We start from the raw sequence: 15,183 nt of genomic DNA on the forward strand, positions 1-15,183 counted from the left end.
CATCGCGCAGCAAGCCGGAGGATTACTCGGCGGCTGCAGCAGCCTTGGCCTTGGCGTAGGCGGCCAAGTCTTCCTTGATGCGCGCCTTCTTGCCTTCCAGACCACGCAGGTAGTACAGCTTGCCGGCGCGGACCTTGCCGCGGCGCTTGACGTCGACCGAGTCGATGATCGCGCTGTGGGTCTGGAACACGCGCTCGACGCCGAAGCCGTGCGAGATCTTGCGGACGGTGAACGACGAGTTCAGGCCGGCATTCTTCTTCGCGATGACCACGCCCTCATAGGCCTGGACGCGTTCGCGGTTGCCTTCCTTGACCTTGACGTTGACGATCACGGTGTCGCCGGGGCTGAACTCCGGCAGCTGGCGCTGCACCTGTTCGGCTTCGAAGTTCTGCAGCAGCGTATTGAGCGAGGGCTTGTTCATTGGGAGGACCTGTTGAGTCTTGCCTGTTGGTGTCGTTGTAGCGCGAGTGCACGTGGACCCGCGTCTGGCATGGATGAAGCTAAGAGTGTAGCGAAGCCGCGCATTATAACGGCCTTTTCCCTTGTATGACTAGCAGTTACGCGACTTCGGCCCGCTCTGGGCCGGGGTAGCGTCCGGGGTTTCGTCCCCTTCCCCGTTCAGCTGGGCCCGGTAGGTGTCGAGCAGCTTGCGGTCGGCTTTGGACAGGGACGCCTCGTCGATCAGGTCCGCACGGCGCTGCCAGGTCCGGCCGAGCGACTGCATCCGGCGCCAGCGGGCGATCTCGGCATGGTTGCCGGACATCAGCACCGCCGGCACGTCGCCGAGTTCATGCTCGACCGGGCGGGTGTAGTGCGGGCAGTCGAGCAGTCCGTCCTCGAAGCTGTCCTGGACCGCCGATTCGGCGTCGTTCAGGGCTCCGTCCTGCAACCGCGCGACCGCATCGACGACCACCGCCGCTGCCAGCTCGCCACCGGACAATACGTAATCGCCGATCGAGATCTCCTCGTCGACCTCAGCCTGGATCAGGCGTTCGTCGACGCCCTCGTAGCGACCGCAGAGCAGGATCAGACGCTCGCGGGCGGCCAACTCACGCACCTTGGCCTGGGTCAACGGCGCGCCCTGTGGGCTCAGGTAGATCACCTTGGCCGGCCGTGGGTCGGCCTCGCGAGCCGCCTTGAGGCTGGCGCGCAGCGGCTCGATCAGCATGACCATGCCGGGGCCGCCGCCGAACGGGCGCTCGTCGACCCGGCGGTAGTTGCCTTCGGCGTAGTCGCGCGGGTTCCAGCCGTGCAGCGCCAGCAGGCCGCGCTCACCGGCACGCCCGACCACGCCGAACGCGGCGCATTGGGCGATGAACTCGGGAAACAGGCTGATGACGTCGATGCGCACGGCGCAATCCGGTTAGAACTCGGGGTCCCAGTCGACCGTGACCACCCCGGCCTCGAAATCGACCGCGGTGACGTACTGCGGCTGCACGAACGGGATCATGCGCTCGCGCTCGTCGTCGCGCGCCACCAGCACGTCGTTGGCGCCGGTGGCAAACAGGTGCGTGACCGTACCGAGCGGCACGCCGTCGACGGTTACCACGCGCAGGCCTTCCAGATCGACCCAGTAGTACTCGTCGGGCTGGGGCGGCGGCAGGGCCGAGCGCGGCACGTAGATCTCGGTGCCACGCATCGCTTCGACCGCATCGCGATCATTGACGTCAGGGAACGCGGCGACCAGGTACTTGCCGCTTTCCTTGCCACGCACGCCCGCAAGCTCGCGCTCGCGGCCTTGCGGGTCGCGGACGATCCAGGGCTGGTAGCGGAAGATCGCGCTGCGCGGCTCGGTCCAGGACTCGAGCTTGGCTTCGCCACGAACGCCGAAGGCGCCTAGCACCCTGCCCAACAGGATGCGGCGCCCGGAGTCTGTCATGCCGGAAACGGCCGCGCGTTGTTCACGCGCGGCCAGCGGATCAGGCGGCAGGAGCGGTCTTGGCCGCCTGCTTGTACAGGTCGGCGACCTTGTCGGTCAGCTGCGCACCCTGCGACACCCAGTGCTTGACGCGCTCGAGGTTCAGCTCGACGCGCTTCTCGGCGCCCTGGGCGACCGGGTTGTAGAAACCGACGCGCTCGATATTGCGGCCGTCGCGGGCGCTGCGGCTGTCGGTAACGATGATGTGGTAGAAGGGGCGCTTCTTGGCGCCACCACGGGTAAGGCGGATCTTGACCATGTGCTGCAGTTCCTGTGTTGCCCAGTCGGCGGACGTGCCGAGGTAAGCCGGGCATTGTAGGCCATTGACCTGGCGAAGGAAACCCGGCACGACCCTGCCGCGCCGGTCGCCGGACAGGCCCTTCGGCCTGCCCCGGGCGCGAGCCATCCCGCTAAAAGGGGCCATGAGCCCAGGCCCAGCCCCCCAAGGACAAGGCCTCTGTCCCGAACGTCCGTATCAAGGCGCTCCAGTCAATGCGGCCGCCTCCGCCGCCCGGATGCGCTCCGGGTTGGGCGGATGCGTGGACAGATACCCCGCGGCCCCTTCCGCCCTGCCCTTCGGCGAGCTGCGTTCAAGCCGGCGCAGCATGTCGGCGAATGCCTGCGGCGACCGGCCGCGCCGTTCCAGCAGGCCGAACGCGTAGGCGTCGGCCTCGCGTTCATGCCCGCGCGAGAACCCGTTGCTGAGCAGCACCGCCGGGATCGACACCGCCAGCGACGAGCCGGACACGTCGCCGAACAACATGCCCGCCAGCAGGAACACGGAGGAGCTTTCCAGAGCCTGTCGCATGCCGTGCCGGTGCACGTGATGGCCAGCCTCATGCGCCAGCACGGCCAGCAGCGCGTCGTCCGAACCAACCTGCGCCAGCAGTTGGTCGGTGACATAAATGCGTCCGTCCGGCAGCGCGAACGCATTGGCGCCAATGCCTGGCGCATCGACGATACGCAGCTGCATCTGACTGGCACGCGGTTCGTCCTGGATCAGGTGCGCGAACTCACGCTGGAGCCGGGCCTGGCGATCAGGCGACTGCTGCGTCGGCGCGAGATGACTGCGCTCCAGCAGTACCACCACCTGTGCGCTGGCATGGCGCTCCACTGCCTGTGGTATCCGCTCGGCCACCACCCTAGCGAGTGCAGGCACGCCGAACTGGACGAAGCCGACCGTAGTCAGCACCGTCACGAATGCCGCGAGGGCAATCGCCGTGCGCCGCCGTTCCAGCCAGTCCGCGAAGGCCTCGATCCGACTGGAATGGCGCGGCAGCCAGGCATCGAGCAAAGGCGAGTCGGCACATTCGATCTGGCCATGCCCGTGCCGGCGCAACATGCGTGGCGTGCTGCCCAGGCGCGGACTGAGCGTGATTTCGGCCAGCGGCCAATCGTGTGCGTCACCCTGTGCGTCCTCAACCCGCAGCACTCCCGGCATGGCCAGCCGCAGCCGCACCCCAAGGGCGCGGCTGGACCGACCATCGAACCATTGGCCGGTGAGCTCGTTCAAAAGCCCAGGTCCATGCCAACGTCCAGGGCATCCACCAGTTCGGCTCCGGCGGCCGCATGACGGCTTTCGGAGGCCGCGACGAACTCCTCGATGTTGCCCGCGGCCAGCAACGTGAAATGCTCGGCGCGGTACCGTGCCAGCCGCACCATCGCCCACGGCACCGCCAGGCCTAGCGTGCAGACGATCGCCACGAGGTTGCAGAAGTAGATCCAGAGCAGGTCACGCACGCGCTGCGTCGACTCGAAGCGGTGAGGCCCCAGGCGGGCGCTGTTCCACAACAAATTGTGGTATCGCACCTGCAGGAAGATCATCACCGCGAAGAACCCCAGGTAGAACGCCGCAATCCCGAAGGCAAAACCCATCCCGGCAGCCGCCTTGGCGCCGGAGCCTCCGGTAGCTACGGCACTGCCCGCCAGCATCACGACCGCGATCAAGCCAGCCACTACCACGCCCACGGCGATCGCATACGGCACGTAATAGGCACCGGTCTGGCCGCGATAACTGAAGCGCTTGACGCCATAGCGGTGACTTTCGACCAGGAATTCGTGCTGGCGCTTCTTCATGACCGGATACAGCAGCGACAAGGTCATGCCGCTGAGCCAGCCCCACAGCAGGAACGGACCGTAAGCCTCGCCGATCCCGCCATCGAAACGAAACGACAACCCGCGCCATGCGGAATTGCGCGCACGAAAGCGCAAGGTCAACACCAGCAACGCCGGCACCATGAGGGCAATCGCAAGGATGAGCAGCAGGTACAGGCCGGGCGAGAACTTCGAGCTCACCACCAGTGCGATCACCACGGCATAGGCAATCAGCCGCCCCTTGAGGATCGCCAGCGGATTGGCGAGGTAGTCGAAACTCGAATCGGCAAGCCGCGTGTTGGCGTAGAAATAGCGCTCGGTGCGCACCTTGGCCCAGGCCGAGTAGATGCCCAGCGTGACAATGCTCAGCAGCAGGTTGACAAACCAGATACCGAAGTACTCGCCGGCGCGACCGCTGAACTGCGGGCCATGGCGCACTACCTGCGTGGATTCCACGGGCGCGGGCGCATGGAAATCATCGGCCGACCAGGTCGGCGGGATTCTGTCGAGCATGTTTTCCCCCTGAAGCCGGCGAGCCGGCAGATCGATGCATGAAGCATGCAACGTCCTGCCGGGCTCCCCAGCCCGGCATTGGCAGCGACGTTACCCGATCTTCACGCCCGGCGCAGGGCCACCGCGCACGCAGCCGAACTCAGCGGAACGGCATCCCGCCGCGGCCACCCATCATGCCCTTCATGCCGCGCATCAGGCCTTTCATGCCGCCGCCGGAGAGCTTGCTCATCATCTTTTCCATCTGCTGATACTGCTTCATCAGCTTGTTGACGTCGGCCGGGGTCATGCCGGCGCCCTTCGCGATGCGGGCACGGCGCGAGCCGTTCAGCAGGCCCGGGTTGCGGCGCTCCTTGCGGGTCATCGAATTGATGATGGCCACCATCCGCGGTACTTCCTTGCCGGTGACCTGGCTCTTCACCGAGTCCGGGATCTGGCCCATGCCCGGCAACTTGTCCATGAGCCCGTGCAGGCCGCCCATGTTCTGCATCTGCTCGAGCTGGTCGCGCATGTCGTTGAGGTCGAACTTCTTGCCCTTGGCGACCTTCTCGGCGAGCTTCTTGGCCTTGTCCTGGTCGACCTGCTGCTCGACCTGCTCGACCAGCGACAGCACGTCGCCCATGTCGAGGATGCGACTGGCGATGCGGTCGGGGTGGAACACGTCCAGGCCGTCGGGCTTCTCGCCGACGCCGATGAACTTGATCGGGCGCTGGGTGATGTAGCGCACCGACAGCGCGGCACCGCCGCGGGCGTCGCCGTCGGTCTTGGTCAGCACCACGCCGGTCAGCGGCAGCGCTTCGCCGAAATGCTTGGCGGTGACGGCGGCGTCCTGGCCGGTCATCGAGTCGACCACGAACAGCGTCTCGACCGGATTGACCGCGGCGTGCAGCGCCTTGATCTCGGCCATCATCGCTTCATCGATGCTGGTTCGGCCGGCGGTGTCGACGATCAGCACGTCGACGTAGGACTTGCGCGCGTCGTCGATGGCGGCCTTGACGATGGCTTCGGGTTTCTGGTCGGCCGACGACGGGAAGAACAGCACGTCGACCTGCTGCGCCAGCTGCTTGAGCTGCTCGATCGCGGCCGGCCGGTAGACGTCGGCCGACACCACCATCACTTTCTTCTTGCGCTTTTCCTTCAGGTGCTTGGCGAGCTTGGCCACCGTGGTGGTCTTGCCCGCGCCCTGCAGGCCGGCCATCAGGATGACGGCGGGCGCCGGCACGTTGAGGTTGAGGTCGGCGGCCTGTGCGCCCATGACCGCGGTCATCTCGTCGCGGACGACCTTGATCAACGCCTGGCCCGGGGTGAGCGACTTCAGCACTTCCTGGCCGACCGCGCGCACCTTGATGCGCTCGATCAGAGCCTGCACCACCGGCAACGCGACGTCGGCCTCAAGCAGGGCGATGCGGACCTCGCGCAGCGACTCGCGGATGTTTTCCTCGGTCAGACGGCCGCGGCCACGCAGGCGCTCGATGGTGCCGGACAGGCGCTGGGTCAGGGATTCAAACATGCGGACGCTACCTGCGGATCGAGAGTGGACAAGCCGAATGGAGAGGAAAAGCGGGGGCGCGAAGTATAGCCCGGCCACTGCGGCCCGCCGGCCCTGCGGTTCGTCGCGCGGCTGTGCGACACTGCCGCGATGACAATCGTTCTCATCGCTGTCGCGCTTTATCTGCTGGCGGCAGCCCTGCTCATCGTCGCCGTTCGTCGCGATGCCCGCCCGGCCTCGCGACTGTGGTTGTTGCCTGCAGTGACGGCCGTGGCCTTGCACGCCGGCGCGCACCTGCTGGCCTGGCACCAGGCAGGCGGCGCCGACCTGCACTTTTTCGCTGCGTTGTCGCTGGTCGGATTGGGCATGGCGGCATTGACGGCGATTGTCGGTGCATCCGGGCGCATGGCCGCGCTCGGCGTGGTGGTATTCCCGTTGGCCGCGTTGACCCTGCTCGGCTACCAGAGCTACGGCCACGTGCGTACCGAGACGCTCGACTGGCGCCTGCAACTGCATGCCTGGTTCGCCCTGCTCGCCTACGCCACGCTGGCGATCGCCGCCCTGCTGGCGGTCATGCTGTGGCTGCAGGAGCGCGCCCTGCGCCGACGCGAATTCCACCACTGGTTGCGCGCCCTGCCGCCGCTGGTCGAGCTGGAAACGCTGCTGTTCCGCACCATCGCGGTCGGCTTCGTGCTGCTGACCGCCACCTTGCTGACCGGCCTGGTGTTCGTCGAGAACCTGCTCGCCCAGCACCTGGTCCACAAGACCGTGCTCAGCCTGCTGTCGTGGCTGGCCTTCGGCGGCCTGCTGCTCGGCCGTTGGCGCTACGGTTGGCGCGGCGCCACCGCGGTGCGCTGGACCCTGGTCGCGATGGCCCTGCTGGTGCTGGCCTTCTTCGGCAGCAAGTTCGTGCTCGAACTGGTGCTCCGCCGCCCGAGCTGACCCTGCCTTACGCCTGTTCAGGCCTGCAACCGGCCGTTCCATTGTTGAGACAATATTTGCATTGACAAATATTGCACAGGCTATAAAAATGCCGCGGCATGAACACTCCCGCCACCGTCACCTGCAGCGGTTCGACCCTCGGCCTGCTGTTCCGCCAAGTCCGCGACGCCATGTGGGCGCGGATGGAGCACGAGCTGGCCGCTGCCGGCCATGAGCTGACCTTCAGCCAGTACATCACCCTGAAGATGCTTGCCAACGGCCCGGCCGGCGTGACCGACCTGGCCCGCTTCGCCGAGCTCAATCCCGGCGCGATGACCCGCCTGCTCGACAAGCTCGAAGCCCGTGGCTTCGTCACCCGGGTCGCTGATCCGGCCGACCGCCGCGCCCTGCACATCCATCTCACGCAGACCGGCCTGGCCATGTGGCAGGACGTCAACCAGTGCGGCCAGCGCGTGCGTGAGTGCGCCATGACCGGCATCAGCGAAACCGAACGCGAGCAGCTCATGCGCCTGCTCGAACAAGTGCGCGACAACCTTTCCCTTTCCGACTCCTGACCCATGGCCATTCCTGACACTCGCCCGCTGCGCGGGCTGAAGCCCGTGCTCACCGTGCTGACGGCGGCACCGCTGCTGGCAGCCATCCTGGCTGGCTGCGCGAGTTCGCGCGGCCTGACCCCAGAAGGCGTGCCGATCGATGCCGACACGCTGCACAGCCAGCGCAACCTCGGCCCGTCGGCGGTGTCCGCCGCGGCGTTTCCACGCCAGGACTGGTGGACTTCGCTCGGCGACTCACAACTGAATGCACTGATCGACGAAGCCCTGGCCGGCACGCCGAGCCTTGCCGCCGCCGACGCGCGTATGCGCCAGGCGATCGCGCAGGCCGGCCTGGCCGATGCCGCGCGCAAGCCGACGCTGGGCGCCAGCGCGCAATACTCCGGCCTGCAGATTCCCGAGACGGTCGCCCCCGAGCCGATCGGCGGCTCGTACCAGGGCGTCGGCCTGTTGAGCCTCAACTTCAAGTACACCTTTGACCTGTGGGGTGGCGAACGCGCTCACTGGCAGGCCGCACTCGGCCAGGCCCGCGCCGCCGAAGTCGACGCGCAGGCCGCACGCCTGACGCTGTCGTCGGGCATCGCCCGCGCATACGTGGTGCTGGCGCAGGCCCACGCCGCACACGACGTCGCCGTTGCCGACAGCGAGCGCGCCACCCGCCTGCTGACACTCGGCCGCCAGCGCGTAGCCGCCGGCCTCGACAACCAGTTGCAGATCCGCCAGGCCGAAAGCGCCGTCGCCAGCGCCCAGCAGCAGATCCAGGCCAGTGCGCACGAGATCGAAACCACCCGCAATGCGCTCGCCGCCCTGCTCGGCAAGGGCCCGGACCGTGGCCTCGACATCGCCCCGCCGACGTTGCTGACCGCCGGCACCCCGCAAGTGCCCGCGGTGCTGCCGAGCGAGCTGCTCGGCCATCGCCCCGACGTGGTCGCCGCACGCTGGCGCGTCGAAGCCGCGCAGCATGGCATCCAGGCCAGCAAGGCGGCGTTCTACCCGACCACCAACCTCAGCGCGATGGCCGGCCTGGCCGCGGGCAACCTAGGCGACCTGTTCGGCAGCGACGCGCTGTTGCTGCAGGGCGGCCCCGCGATCAGCCTGCCGATCTTCGACGGCGGGCGCCTGCGCAACCAGCTCGCCCGCAGTAATGCCGAGTACGACCTGGCCGTCGCCAACTACAACCAGAGCCTGGTCGGGGCACTGCGCGAAGTCGCCGACGTGTTGCAGGCGTCGCGTTCGCTGGATGCGCAGATCGTTTCGGGTACGCAGGCGCGCGATGCCGCGCAGCAGGCCTGGGAGATCGCCACGACCCGCTACCGCGCCGGCCTCGGCACCCAGCTCGATGTGCTCGCCGCGCAACGCCCGTTGCTCGAACTGGACAAGCAACTCACGCAGCTGCATGCGCGCCGCCTGGCCGCCTCGATCGATCTCGATCGTGCGCTCGGCGGCGGGCTGGTTCTCAACGCCCCGGATTCTTCTGACGACATCGCCAAGGCCCCCACGCCATGACCACCGAACTCAACCCCAACGCCTCGGCCGCGCCGCAAACCAACGGCAAGCGCAAGAAGGCGCTGCTGATCCTGCTCGCCGCGGTGGTGATCGCCACGATCGCCAGCACCGCCTGGTACCTGCTGGTGGCGCGCTGGCATCAGGACACCGACGACGCCTACGTGCAGGGCAACGTGGTCAGCATCACCCCACAGACCAGCGGCACCGTGGTCAGCATCGGCGCCGATGACGGCATGAAGGTCGTCGCCGGCCAGGTGCTGGTGCAGCTCGATCCGAACGACGCCAAGGTCGCCTACGAGCAGGCCGTCGCCAACCTCGCCAACACCGTGCGTCAGGTGCGTGGCCTGTACAGCGCGGTCGACTCCGGCCAGGCCGATCTGGCCGCCCGCCAGGCCTCGGTGGAACGCGCCCGCGCCGACCTCAAGCGCCGCGAAGGCCTGGTCGCCAACGGCGCGGTCTCAGCCGAAGAACTCGCCCACGCCCGCAACGAGCTGGCCGTGCTCGAGGCCGGGTTGCGCGCATCCACTGGCAACCTGTCGCGCAACCGCGCCCTGGTCGATGCCACCACGGTCGCCGATCAGCCGCAGGTGCAGGCCGCAGCGGCGCAGCTGCGCCAGGCCTACCTCAACCTGCAGCGCGCGGCGATCGTCGCGCCGGTGTCGGGCTATGTCGCCAAGCGCAACGTGCAACTCGGCCAGCGCGTGCAGCCGGGCACCACGCTGCTGACGATCGTGCCGCTGGAGCAGGTCTGGGTCGAAGCCAACTTCAAGGAAACCCAACTACCGCACATGCGCCTCGGCCAGCCGGTCGAGCTGCATGCCGACCTGTACGGCGACGAGGTCACCTACACCGGCAAACTCACCAGCCTCGGCCTCGGCACCGGCAGCGCGTTCTCGCTGTTGCCGGCGCAGAACGCCAGCGGCAACTGGATCAAGATCGTGCAACGCGTGCCGGTGCGCATCGAGCTCGATCCCAAGCAGCTCGTCGAACACCCGCTGCGACTGGGCCTGAGCATGCACGCCGACGTCAGCCTGCGTGACCGCAGCGGCGCGGTGCTGGCCGATGCGCCGCCAAACAAGCCGGTGCTGACCACCCAGGCCTACGCCAGGCAACTGGCCGATGCCGATGCGCTGATCGACCAGGTCATCCGCGACAACCTGCCGGGTACGCGACGCAGCTGAGCAACAAGTAGCGGTGCAGCCCGCGCAAGCGACGCACCTGGAAAGACCACCCGGGCGCGGCCTTTCCCGGGCTTCATCTACCCCAAGCCGTCATTCCCGCGAAGGCGGGAATCCATGGACGTTACTCCTGAAAAGCAGAGTCCATGGATCCCCGCCTGCGCGGGGATGACGAGCAAAAGCGGATTTGTGTCCTACGTCATCCCGTCTGAGGAGATGACGTAACACCAGGAACTGCCATGTCATCGTCCTCCTCCAGCACCGCCCCCGCCCAGGCCGGCTTCCGTCCGCCCAACATCGCGCTGACCACGCTCGGCCTGGCGCTGGCGTCGTTCATGCAGGTGCTCGACCTCACCATCGCCAACGTGTCGCTGCCGACCATCTCCGGCAACCTCGGCGGCAGCGCCAATCAGGCGACCTGGGTGATCACCTCGTTCGCGGTGAGCAACGCCATCGCGTTGCCGCTGACCGGCTGGCTGACGCGCCACTTCGGCGAGCGCAAGCTGTTCGTCTGGGCCACGCTCCTGTTCGTGGTCGCCTCGCTGCTGTGCGGCCTGGCCAGCAGCATGGGCTTGCTGGTCGCCGCGCGCGCGCTGCAGGGCTTCGTCGCCGGGCCGATGTACCCGATCACGCAGGCACTGTTGATCTCGATCTATCCACCGCACAAACGCGGCCAGGCGATCGCCTTGCTGGCGATGGTGACGGTGGTCGCGCCGATCGCCGGGCCGATCCTCGGCGGCTGGATCACCGACAACTACAGCTGGGAATGGATCTTCTTCATCAACGTGCCGATCGGAATCTTCGCCAGCCTGGTGGTCGGCAGGCAGTTGCGCGGTCGCCCCGAGAAGCTCGAGAAACCCAAGATGGACTACGTCGGCCTGATCACCTTGGTGATCGGTGTCGGCGCGCTGCAGATCCTGCTCGATCTGGGCAATGACGAGGACTGGTTCCGCTCGCACCTGATCGTGGCCCTGGCGATCGTGTCGGCGATCGCGCTGGCGGTGTTCGTGATCTGGGAGCTGACCGACAAGGACCCGATCGTCAACCTGCGCCTGTTCCGTCACCGCAACTTCAGTGCCGGCACCGCGGCGATGGTGGTCGCGTACGCGGCGTTCTTCAGCGTCGGCATCCTGGTGCCGCTGTGGCTGCAGCGCAATCTCGGCTACACCGCGATCTGGGCCGGCTTCGCCACCGCGCCGATCGGCATCCTGCCGGTGCTGCTGACGCCCTTCGTCGGCAAGTACGCGCACAAGTTCGACCTGCGCTGGCTGGCCACGTTCGCCTTCATCGCGATGGCGATGACCAGTTTCGCGCGATCGGGCTTCAACCTCGACGTGGATTTCCGCCACATCGCGATGGTGCAGCTGTTCCAGGGCTTCGGTGTGGCGTTGTTCTTCATGCCGGTGCTGCAGATCCTGCTGTCGGACCTGCAACCGCACGAGATCGCTGCCGGCTCGGGTCTGGCGACGTTCATGCGCACGCTCGGCGGCAGCTTCGCCGCCTCGCTCACCACCTACGCCTGGACCGAGCGCGGCGCCGTGCACCACGCCCACCTGACCGAGAAGGTTTCCGGCTACGACCCGGCCACCGTCGACACCGTCACACGCATGGGCGGCGGCGACCTGCAGCGCGGCGCGGTGATGCTGGAGCGCATGATCTCCAACCAGGCCGCACAGATCAGCTTCAACGAGATCTTCTACCTGCTCGGCCTCATCTTCCTCGGGGTGATCGCCTTCGTCTGGCTCGCCAAACCGCCGTTCGTGGCCAAGGTCAGCGGCGCGGCCGCGGGTGGACATTGAGCCGCAGGCGCCTCGACAAGGGCCAGGCGGACCTCGCCCTTGTGACTTGCGGTGCCCGCCACGCCGCACCGCTCGCGTTATAGGGGGCATGACCTCCACGGTGAGTCGACGATGGACCCGTCCCAATCCGCGCCCCATCAGTACGTGCTCACCCTGTCCTGTCCCGACCGTCCCGGCATCGTCCATGCCGTCACCGGCCATCTGTTCCGGCATGGCGGCAACATCCTCGAATCGCAGCAGTACAACGACCTCGACACGGATCGTTTCTTCATGCGCACCGTGTTCGCCCTGCCGGCGGTGGAATCGTCTTTCGAGGTGTTGCAGGATGGCTTCGACGCGCTGGCACAGGGGTTTGGCATGCGCTGGACCCTGCGCGACCGCAGCCAGCGGCGGCGGGTCATGCTGCTGGCCTCGAAGTTCGACCATTGCCTGGCCGACGTGCTCTACCGTTGGCGCATCGGTGAACTGCCGATGGAGATCACCGCGATCGTCGCCAACCACCCGCGCGACACCTACCGCCACCTCGACTTCGACGGCGCACCGTTTCACTACCTGCCGGTCGACCAGGGCCGCAGGCACGAGCAGGAAGCGGTGCTGGGATCACTGATCGAAAACACCCAGACCGAGCTGGTGGTACTGGCGCGCTACATGCAGGTGCTGTCGGCGACGCTGACCGAGCGTCTGGCCGGACGCTGCATCAATATCCACCACTCGTTCCTGCCCGGCTTCAAGGGCGCACGGCCTTACCACCACGCCCACGCCCGTGGCGTGAAACTGATCGGCGCCACCGCGCACTTCGTCACTGCCGATCTCGACGAAGGTCCGATCATCGAGCAGGACACCCAGCGCGTCAGCCACCACGACACCCCCGCCGACCTGATCCGCATCGGTCGCGACATCGAGCGCCGCGTGCTGGCGCAGGCGCTGCGCTACTACCTCGACGACCGCATCCTGCTCAACGATGGCAAGACGGTGGTGTTCGCGGTCTAGAAACCGGGCGATTACGGCGGAACAGCGTCAATCCGCAGCCGCTTCCAGCGCCTCGGCCAGCCGCTCTACCGCAATCACGGCCATGTCGCCGACCTTGCCGCTCTTGGGGGCATTGCCCTTGGGCACGATCGCGCGCTTGAAGCCGTGCGTGGCGGCTTCCTTCAATCGTTCCTCGCCGTTCGGCACCGGGCGGATCTCGCCCGATAGTCCAACCTCGCCGAAGGCCACGGTCTGCTCGGCCAGCGGCCGGTCGCGCAGCGACGACAGCACGGCGAGCAGCACCGGCAGGTCGGCGGCGGTCTCCTGCACGCGGATGCCGCCGACCACGTTGACGAACACGTCCTGATCACCGACACCCACCCCGCCGTGGCGATGCAGCACCGCCAGCAGCATCGCCAGGCGGTTGCCCTCCATGCCGACCGCAACGCGGCGCGGGTTCGACAGCGGCGAGGCATCGACCAGCGCCTGCACTTCCACCATCAGCGGCCGCGTGCCCTCGCGCGTGACCATCACGCAGCTGCCCGGCTGTGGGCTGCGGCTGCCCGACAGGAAGATCGCCGAAGGGTTGGGCACTTCGCGCAGGCCCTTGTCGCTCATCGCGAACACGCCCAGTTCGTTGACCGCGCCGAAGCGGTTCTTGAACGCGCGCAGCACACGGAAACGACTGCCGCTTTCGCCCTCGAAATACAGCACCGCATCGACCATGTGCTCAAGCACGCGCGGGCCGGCGATGCCGCCCTCCTTGGTGACGTGGCCGACCAGGAATACGGCGGTGCCGGTTTCCTTGGCATAGCGCACCAGCCGTGCCGCACTCTCGCGCACCTGGCTGACCGAGCCCGGCGCCGCACTCAATTCCTCGGTCCACAGGGTCTGCACCGAATCCGCCACGATCAGGCTCGGCCGCATCTTCGCCGCGTGCTCGAGGATGCGCTCGACGCCGGTCTCGGCCAGCGCATGCACGCCATCGATCGGCAAGCCCAGGCGCGCAGCGCGGCCGGCAACCTGTCCCAGCGACTCCTCGCCGGTCACGTACAGGCCCGGCAGGGTCTGCGCCATCTGGCTGATCGCCTGCAACAGCAGGGTCGACTTGCCGATGCCCGGGTCGCCGCCGACCAGCACCACCGAACCGTGCACCAGCCCGCCGCCCAGCACGCGATCGAATTCGCCAATGCCGGTGCCGACGCGCGCCTCCTCGGAATGACTCACGTCCTTCAGCGCCGTGACCGCCGGCGCATCGACCTTGCCGGCCCAACTGCTGCGCCGGCTGGCCGCGACGCCGCCGGCGGCCTTGGTGGCCGGCTCGACGACGAATTCGCTCAACGTGTTCCAGCCGCCGCACTCACCGCACTGCCCCTGCCACTTGTTGTAGTCGGCCCCGCATTCGGAACAGACATAGGCGGTGCGGGCGGCCTTGGCCGAGGACTTGGCGACGGGTTTGGACATGGCGGTGGCACATCGGGAAAGTCCCGCACTGTACCGGGCCTGCGTCGCGTCGCGCGAGACTGGCGATTGGATTGCCCCTGTCTGCGGTGTTCGCGCCGCTACGCCGCAAAGCGCACGTGATGCTCGGGATAGAACGCGCTCAGCTCCTGCTGCGGCGTACCGAGCAGGCCCGCGACATCGCCTTGCGGGACGACACTGTAGCCGCGTGCATCGATGTCCTTGACGATGCCCTGCCAATCCAGCCGCGGCGTCGCCATGTCGCTGTCCATGACCCAGCCGAAGTGCAATTCGCCCAGCGCAGTCATTTCCTCGTCCGGCAATGGCGCCCCGCAAGGAGCCACTACATAGCCTTCGTCTGCGCCCACCACAAATACATCCATCCGCATGTTCAACACCTTGTCGATACCTCATCCAAGGACAGGCGGCATGGTGGCGATCTCAAGGCTAAAAATTGGTGAACATGGCATTGCCGAACCATGAAACGTTCATCCTGCGCAGCGCCGTGGGCCACGGAGCGCCTTCGGTGGGATGCGACGCAAAGCTGCAACCCGCGCAAACACAAAACCCCGCATCAGCGGGGCTTTGGGAGCGTCCGGCCGGTCTGCGGCCTTCGGATCATTCACCGGGCGGTCATACCGCCGTCGGAGCCACATGGTGCCGGAAATAGGAATCGAACCTACGACCTACGCATTACGAATGCGCCGCTCTACCAACTGAGCTATTCCGGCATGAAACCTTGCCCGTGGGCCACCCGCGCCGGCAA

At 67.2% G+C, this 15,183-nt stretch carries 15 protein-coding genes and 1 tRNA gene; 6 read left to right on the forward strand and 10 right to left on the reverse strand.

The features are described 5' to 3' along the window. Positions 1-22: 22 nt before the first annotated feature. The 7 genes from rplS to ffh all read right to left on the reverse strand — a co-directional run bounded on the left by rplS (position 23) and on the right by ffh (position 6,032). Entirely contained in the window at positions 23-421 is a 399-nt protein-coding gene (gene rplS, locus ACFOLC_RS02315; RefSeq protein WP_386757148.1) for a 50S ribosomal protein L19, read from the reverse strand. Positions 422-550: 129 nt separating this feature from the next. After that, positions 551-1,351: a tRNA (guanosine(37)-N1)-methyltransferase TrmD gene (gene trmD / locus ACFOLC_RS02320; RefSeq protein ID WP_386757149.1), complete on the reverse strand. Its 801-nt coding sequence runs from the start codon at positions 1,349-1,351 to the stop codon at positions 551-553. A 12-nt stretch (positions 1,352-1,363) separates the two neighbouring features. Continuing rightward, a complete protein-coding gene (gene rimM / locus ACFOLC_RS02325) occupies positions 1,364-1,879 on the reverse strand; it encodes a ribosome maturation factor RimM (RefSeq protein WP_386757150.1) in 516 nt (171 codons plus the stop codon). A 40-nt stretch (positions 1,880-1,919) separates the two neighbouring features. Continuing rightward, the gene (gene rpsP, locus ACFOLC_RS02330; protein ID WP_386757939.1) at positions 1,920-2,177 is read right to left on the reverse strand and encodes a 30S ribosomal protein S16; all 258 of its coding nucleotides are present in this window, start codon (positions 2,175-2,177) and stop codon (positions 1,920-1,922) included. Between the two features lie 216 nt (positions 2,178-2,393). Next, entirely contained in the window at positions 2,394-3,431 is a 1,038-nt protein-coding gene (locus tag ACFOLC_RS02335) for a M48 family metallopeptidase (protein WP_386757151.1), read from the reverse strand. Further along, positions 3,428-4,525 carry a YjgN family protein gene (locus ACFOLC_RS02340; RefSeq protein ID WP_386757152.1) on the reverse strand — a complete coding sequence of 366 codons (1,098 nt, stop codon included), beginning with the start codon at positions 4,523-4,525 and terminating at the stop codon, positions 3,428-3,430. The genes ACFOLC_RS02335 and ACFOLC_RS02340 overlap by 4 nt, the downstream gene beginning before the upstream one ends. 139 nt (positions 4,526-4,664) lie before the next feature. Beyond that, positions 4,665-6,032 (reverse strand): signal recognition particle protein, encoded by a 1,368-nt coding sequence (ffh, locus tag ACFOLC_RS02345; RefSeq protein WP_386757153.1) that lies wholly within the window; start codon positions 6,030-6,032, stop codon positions 4,665-4,667. Positions 6,033-6,161: 129 nt separating this feature from the next. Between ffh and ACFOLC_RS02350 the strand changes: the two genes are divergently transcribed. The 6 genes from ACFOLC_RS02350 (at position 6,162) to purU (ending at position 12,977) form a co-directional block, all read left to right on the forward strand. Further along, positions 6,162-6,953 carry a cytochrome C assembly family protein gene (locus ACFOLC_RS02350; protein WP_386757155.1) on the forward strand — a complete coding sequence of 264 codons (792 nt, stop codon included), beginning with the start codon at positions 6,162-6,164 and terminating at the stop codon, positions 6,951-6,953. A gap of 98 nt (positions 6,954-7,051) precedes the next feature. Continuing rightward, positions 7,052-7,507: a MarR family winged helix-turn-helix transcriptional regulator gene (locus ACFOLC_RS02355; protein ID WP_386757157.1), complete on the forward strand. Its 456-nt coding sequence runs from the start codon at positions 7,052-7,054 to the stop codon at positions 7,505-7,507. Between the two features lie 3 nt (positions 7,508-7,510). Next, positions 7,511-9,010, forward strand: a complete 1,500-nt coding sequence (locus ACFOLC_RS02360) for an efflux transporter outer membrane subunit (protein ID WP_386757158.1) — start codon at positions 7,511-7,513, stop codon at positions 9,008-9,010. Then, entirely contained in the window at positions 9,007-10,191 is a 1,185-nt protein-coding gene (locus ACFOLC_RS02365) for an efflux RND transporter periplasmic adaptor subunit (RefSeq protein WP_386757159.1), read from the forward strand. The genes ACFOLC_RS02360 and ACFOLC_RS02365 overlap by 4 nt, the downstream gene beginning before the upstream one ends. A gap of 236 nt (positions 10,192-10,427) precedes the next feature. Further along, positions 10,428-11,987, forward strand: a complete 1,560-nt coding sequence (locus ACFOLC_RS02370) for a DHA2 family efflux MFS transporter permease subunit (RefSeq protein WP_386757160.1) — start codon at positions 10,428-10,430, stop codon at positions 11,985-11,987. A 111-nt stretch (positions 11,988-12,098) separates the two neighbouring features. After that, entirely contained in the window at positions 12,099-12,977 is an 879-nt protein-coding gene (purU, locus tag ACFOLC_RS02375) for a formyltetrahydrofolate deformylase (RefSeq protein ID WP_386757161.1), read from the forward strand. A 27-nt stretch (positions 12,978-13,004) separates the two neighbouring features. Here the strand turns inward: purU and radA are convergent, their stop codons facing one another. From radA to ACFOLC_RS02390, 3 genes are all read right to left on the reverse strand, one after another. Further along, entirely contained in the window at positions 13,005-14,420 is a 1,416-nt protein-coding gene (gene radA, locus ACFOLC_RS02380) for a DNA repair protein RadA (RefSeq protein ID WP_386757163.1), read from the reverse strand. Between the two features lie 98 nt (positions 14,421-14,518). After that, complete coding sequence (locus tag ACFOLC_RS02385) at positions 14,519-14,725, reverse strand: hypothetical protein (RefSeq protein WP_386757165.1); 207 nt, start codon at positions 14,723-14,725, stop codon at positions 14,519-14,521. Positions 14,726-15,072: 347 nt separating this feature from the next. Then, positions 15,073-15,148, reverse strand: a tRNA-Thr gene (locus ACFOLC_RS02390). Positions 15,149-15,183 lie beyond the last annotated feature (35 nt).

It is taken from the genome of Lysobacter cavernae, from assembly GCF_042648505.1.
Taxonomy (GTDB): domain Bacteria; phylum Pseudomonadota; class Gammaproteobacteria; order Xanthomonadales; family Xanthomonadaceae; genus Lysobacter_L; species Lysobacter_L cavernae.

What these genes read in the sequence shown, in the direction of transcription:
- rplS (WP_386757148.1), bottom strand. Translation starts at nt 421, where the DNA reads ATGAACAAGCCCTCGCTCAATACGCTGCTGCAGAACTTCGAAGCCGAA.
- ffh (WP_386757153.1), bottom strand. Translation starts at nt 6,032, where the DNA reads ATGTTTGAATCCCTGACCCAGCGCCTGTCCGGCACCATCGAGCGCCTG.
- ACFOLC_RS02385 (WP_386757165.1), bottom strand. Translation starts at nt 14,725, where the DNA reads ATGACTGCGCTGGGCGAATTGCACTTCGGCTGGGTCATGGACAGCGAC.
- ACFOLC_RS02365 (WP_386757159.1), top strand. Translation starts at nt 9,007, where the DNA reads ATGACCACCGAACTCAACCCCAACGCCTCGGCCGCGCCGCAAACCAAC.
- ACFOLC_RS02350 (WP_386757155.1), top strand. Translation starts at nt 6,162, where the DNA reads ATGACAATCGTTCTCATCGCTGTCGCGCTTTATCTGCTGGCGGCAGCC.
- rimM (WP_386757150.1), bottom strand. Translation starts at nt 1,879, where the DNA reads ATGACAGACTCCGGGCGCCGCATCCTGTTGGGCAGGGTGCTAGGCGCC.
- radA (WP_386757163.1), bottom strand. Translation starts at nt 14,420, where the DNA reads ATGTCCAAACCCGTCGCCAAGTCCTCGGCCAAGGCCGCCCGCACCGCC.
- rpsP (WP_386757939.1), bottom strand. Translation starts at nt 2,177, where the DNA reads ATGGTCAAGATCCGCCTTACCCGTGGTGGCGCCAAGAAGCGCCCCTTC.
- ACFOLC_RS02360 (WP_386757158.1), top strand. Translation starts at nt 7,511, where the DNA reads ATGGCCATTCCTGACACTCGCCCGCTGCGCGGGCTGAAGCCCGTGCTC.
- ACFOLC_RS02355 (WP_386757157.1), top strand. Translation starts at nt 7,052, where the DNA reads ATGAACACTCCCGCCACCGTCACCTGCAGCGGTTCGACCCTCGGCCTG.
- ACFOLC_RS02340 (WP_386757152.1), bottom strand. Translation starts at nt 4,525, where the DNA reads ATGCTCGACAGAATCCCGCCGACCTGGTCGGCCGATGATTTCCATGCG.
- purU (WP_386757161.1), top strand. Translation starts at nt 12,099, where the DNA reads ATGGACCCGTCCCAATCCGCGCCCCATCAGTACGTGCTCACCCTGTCC.
- ACFOLC_RS02370 (WP_386757160.1), top strand. Translation starts at nt 10,428, where the DNA reads ATGTCATCGTCCTCCTCCAGCACCGCCCCCGCCCAGGCCGGCTTCCGT.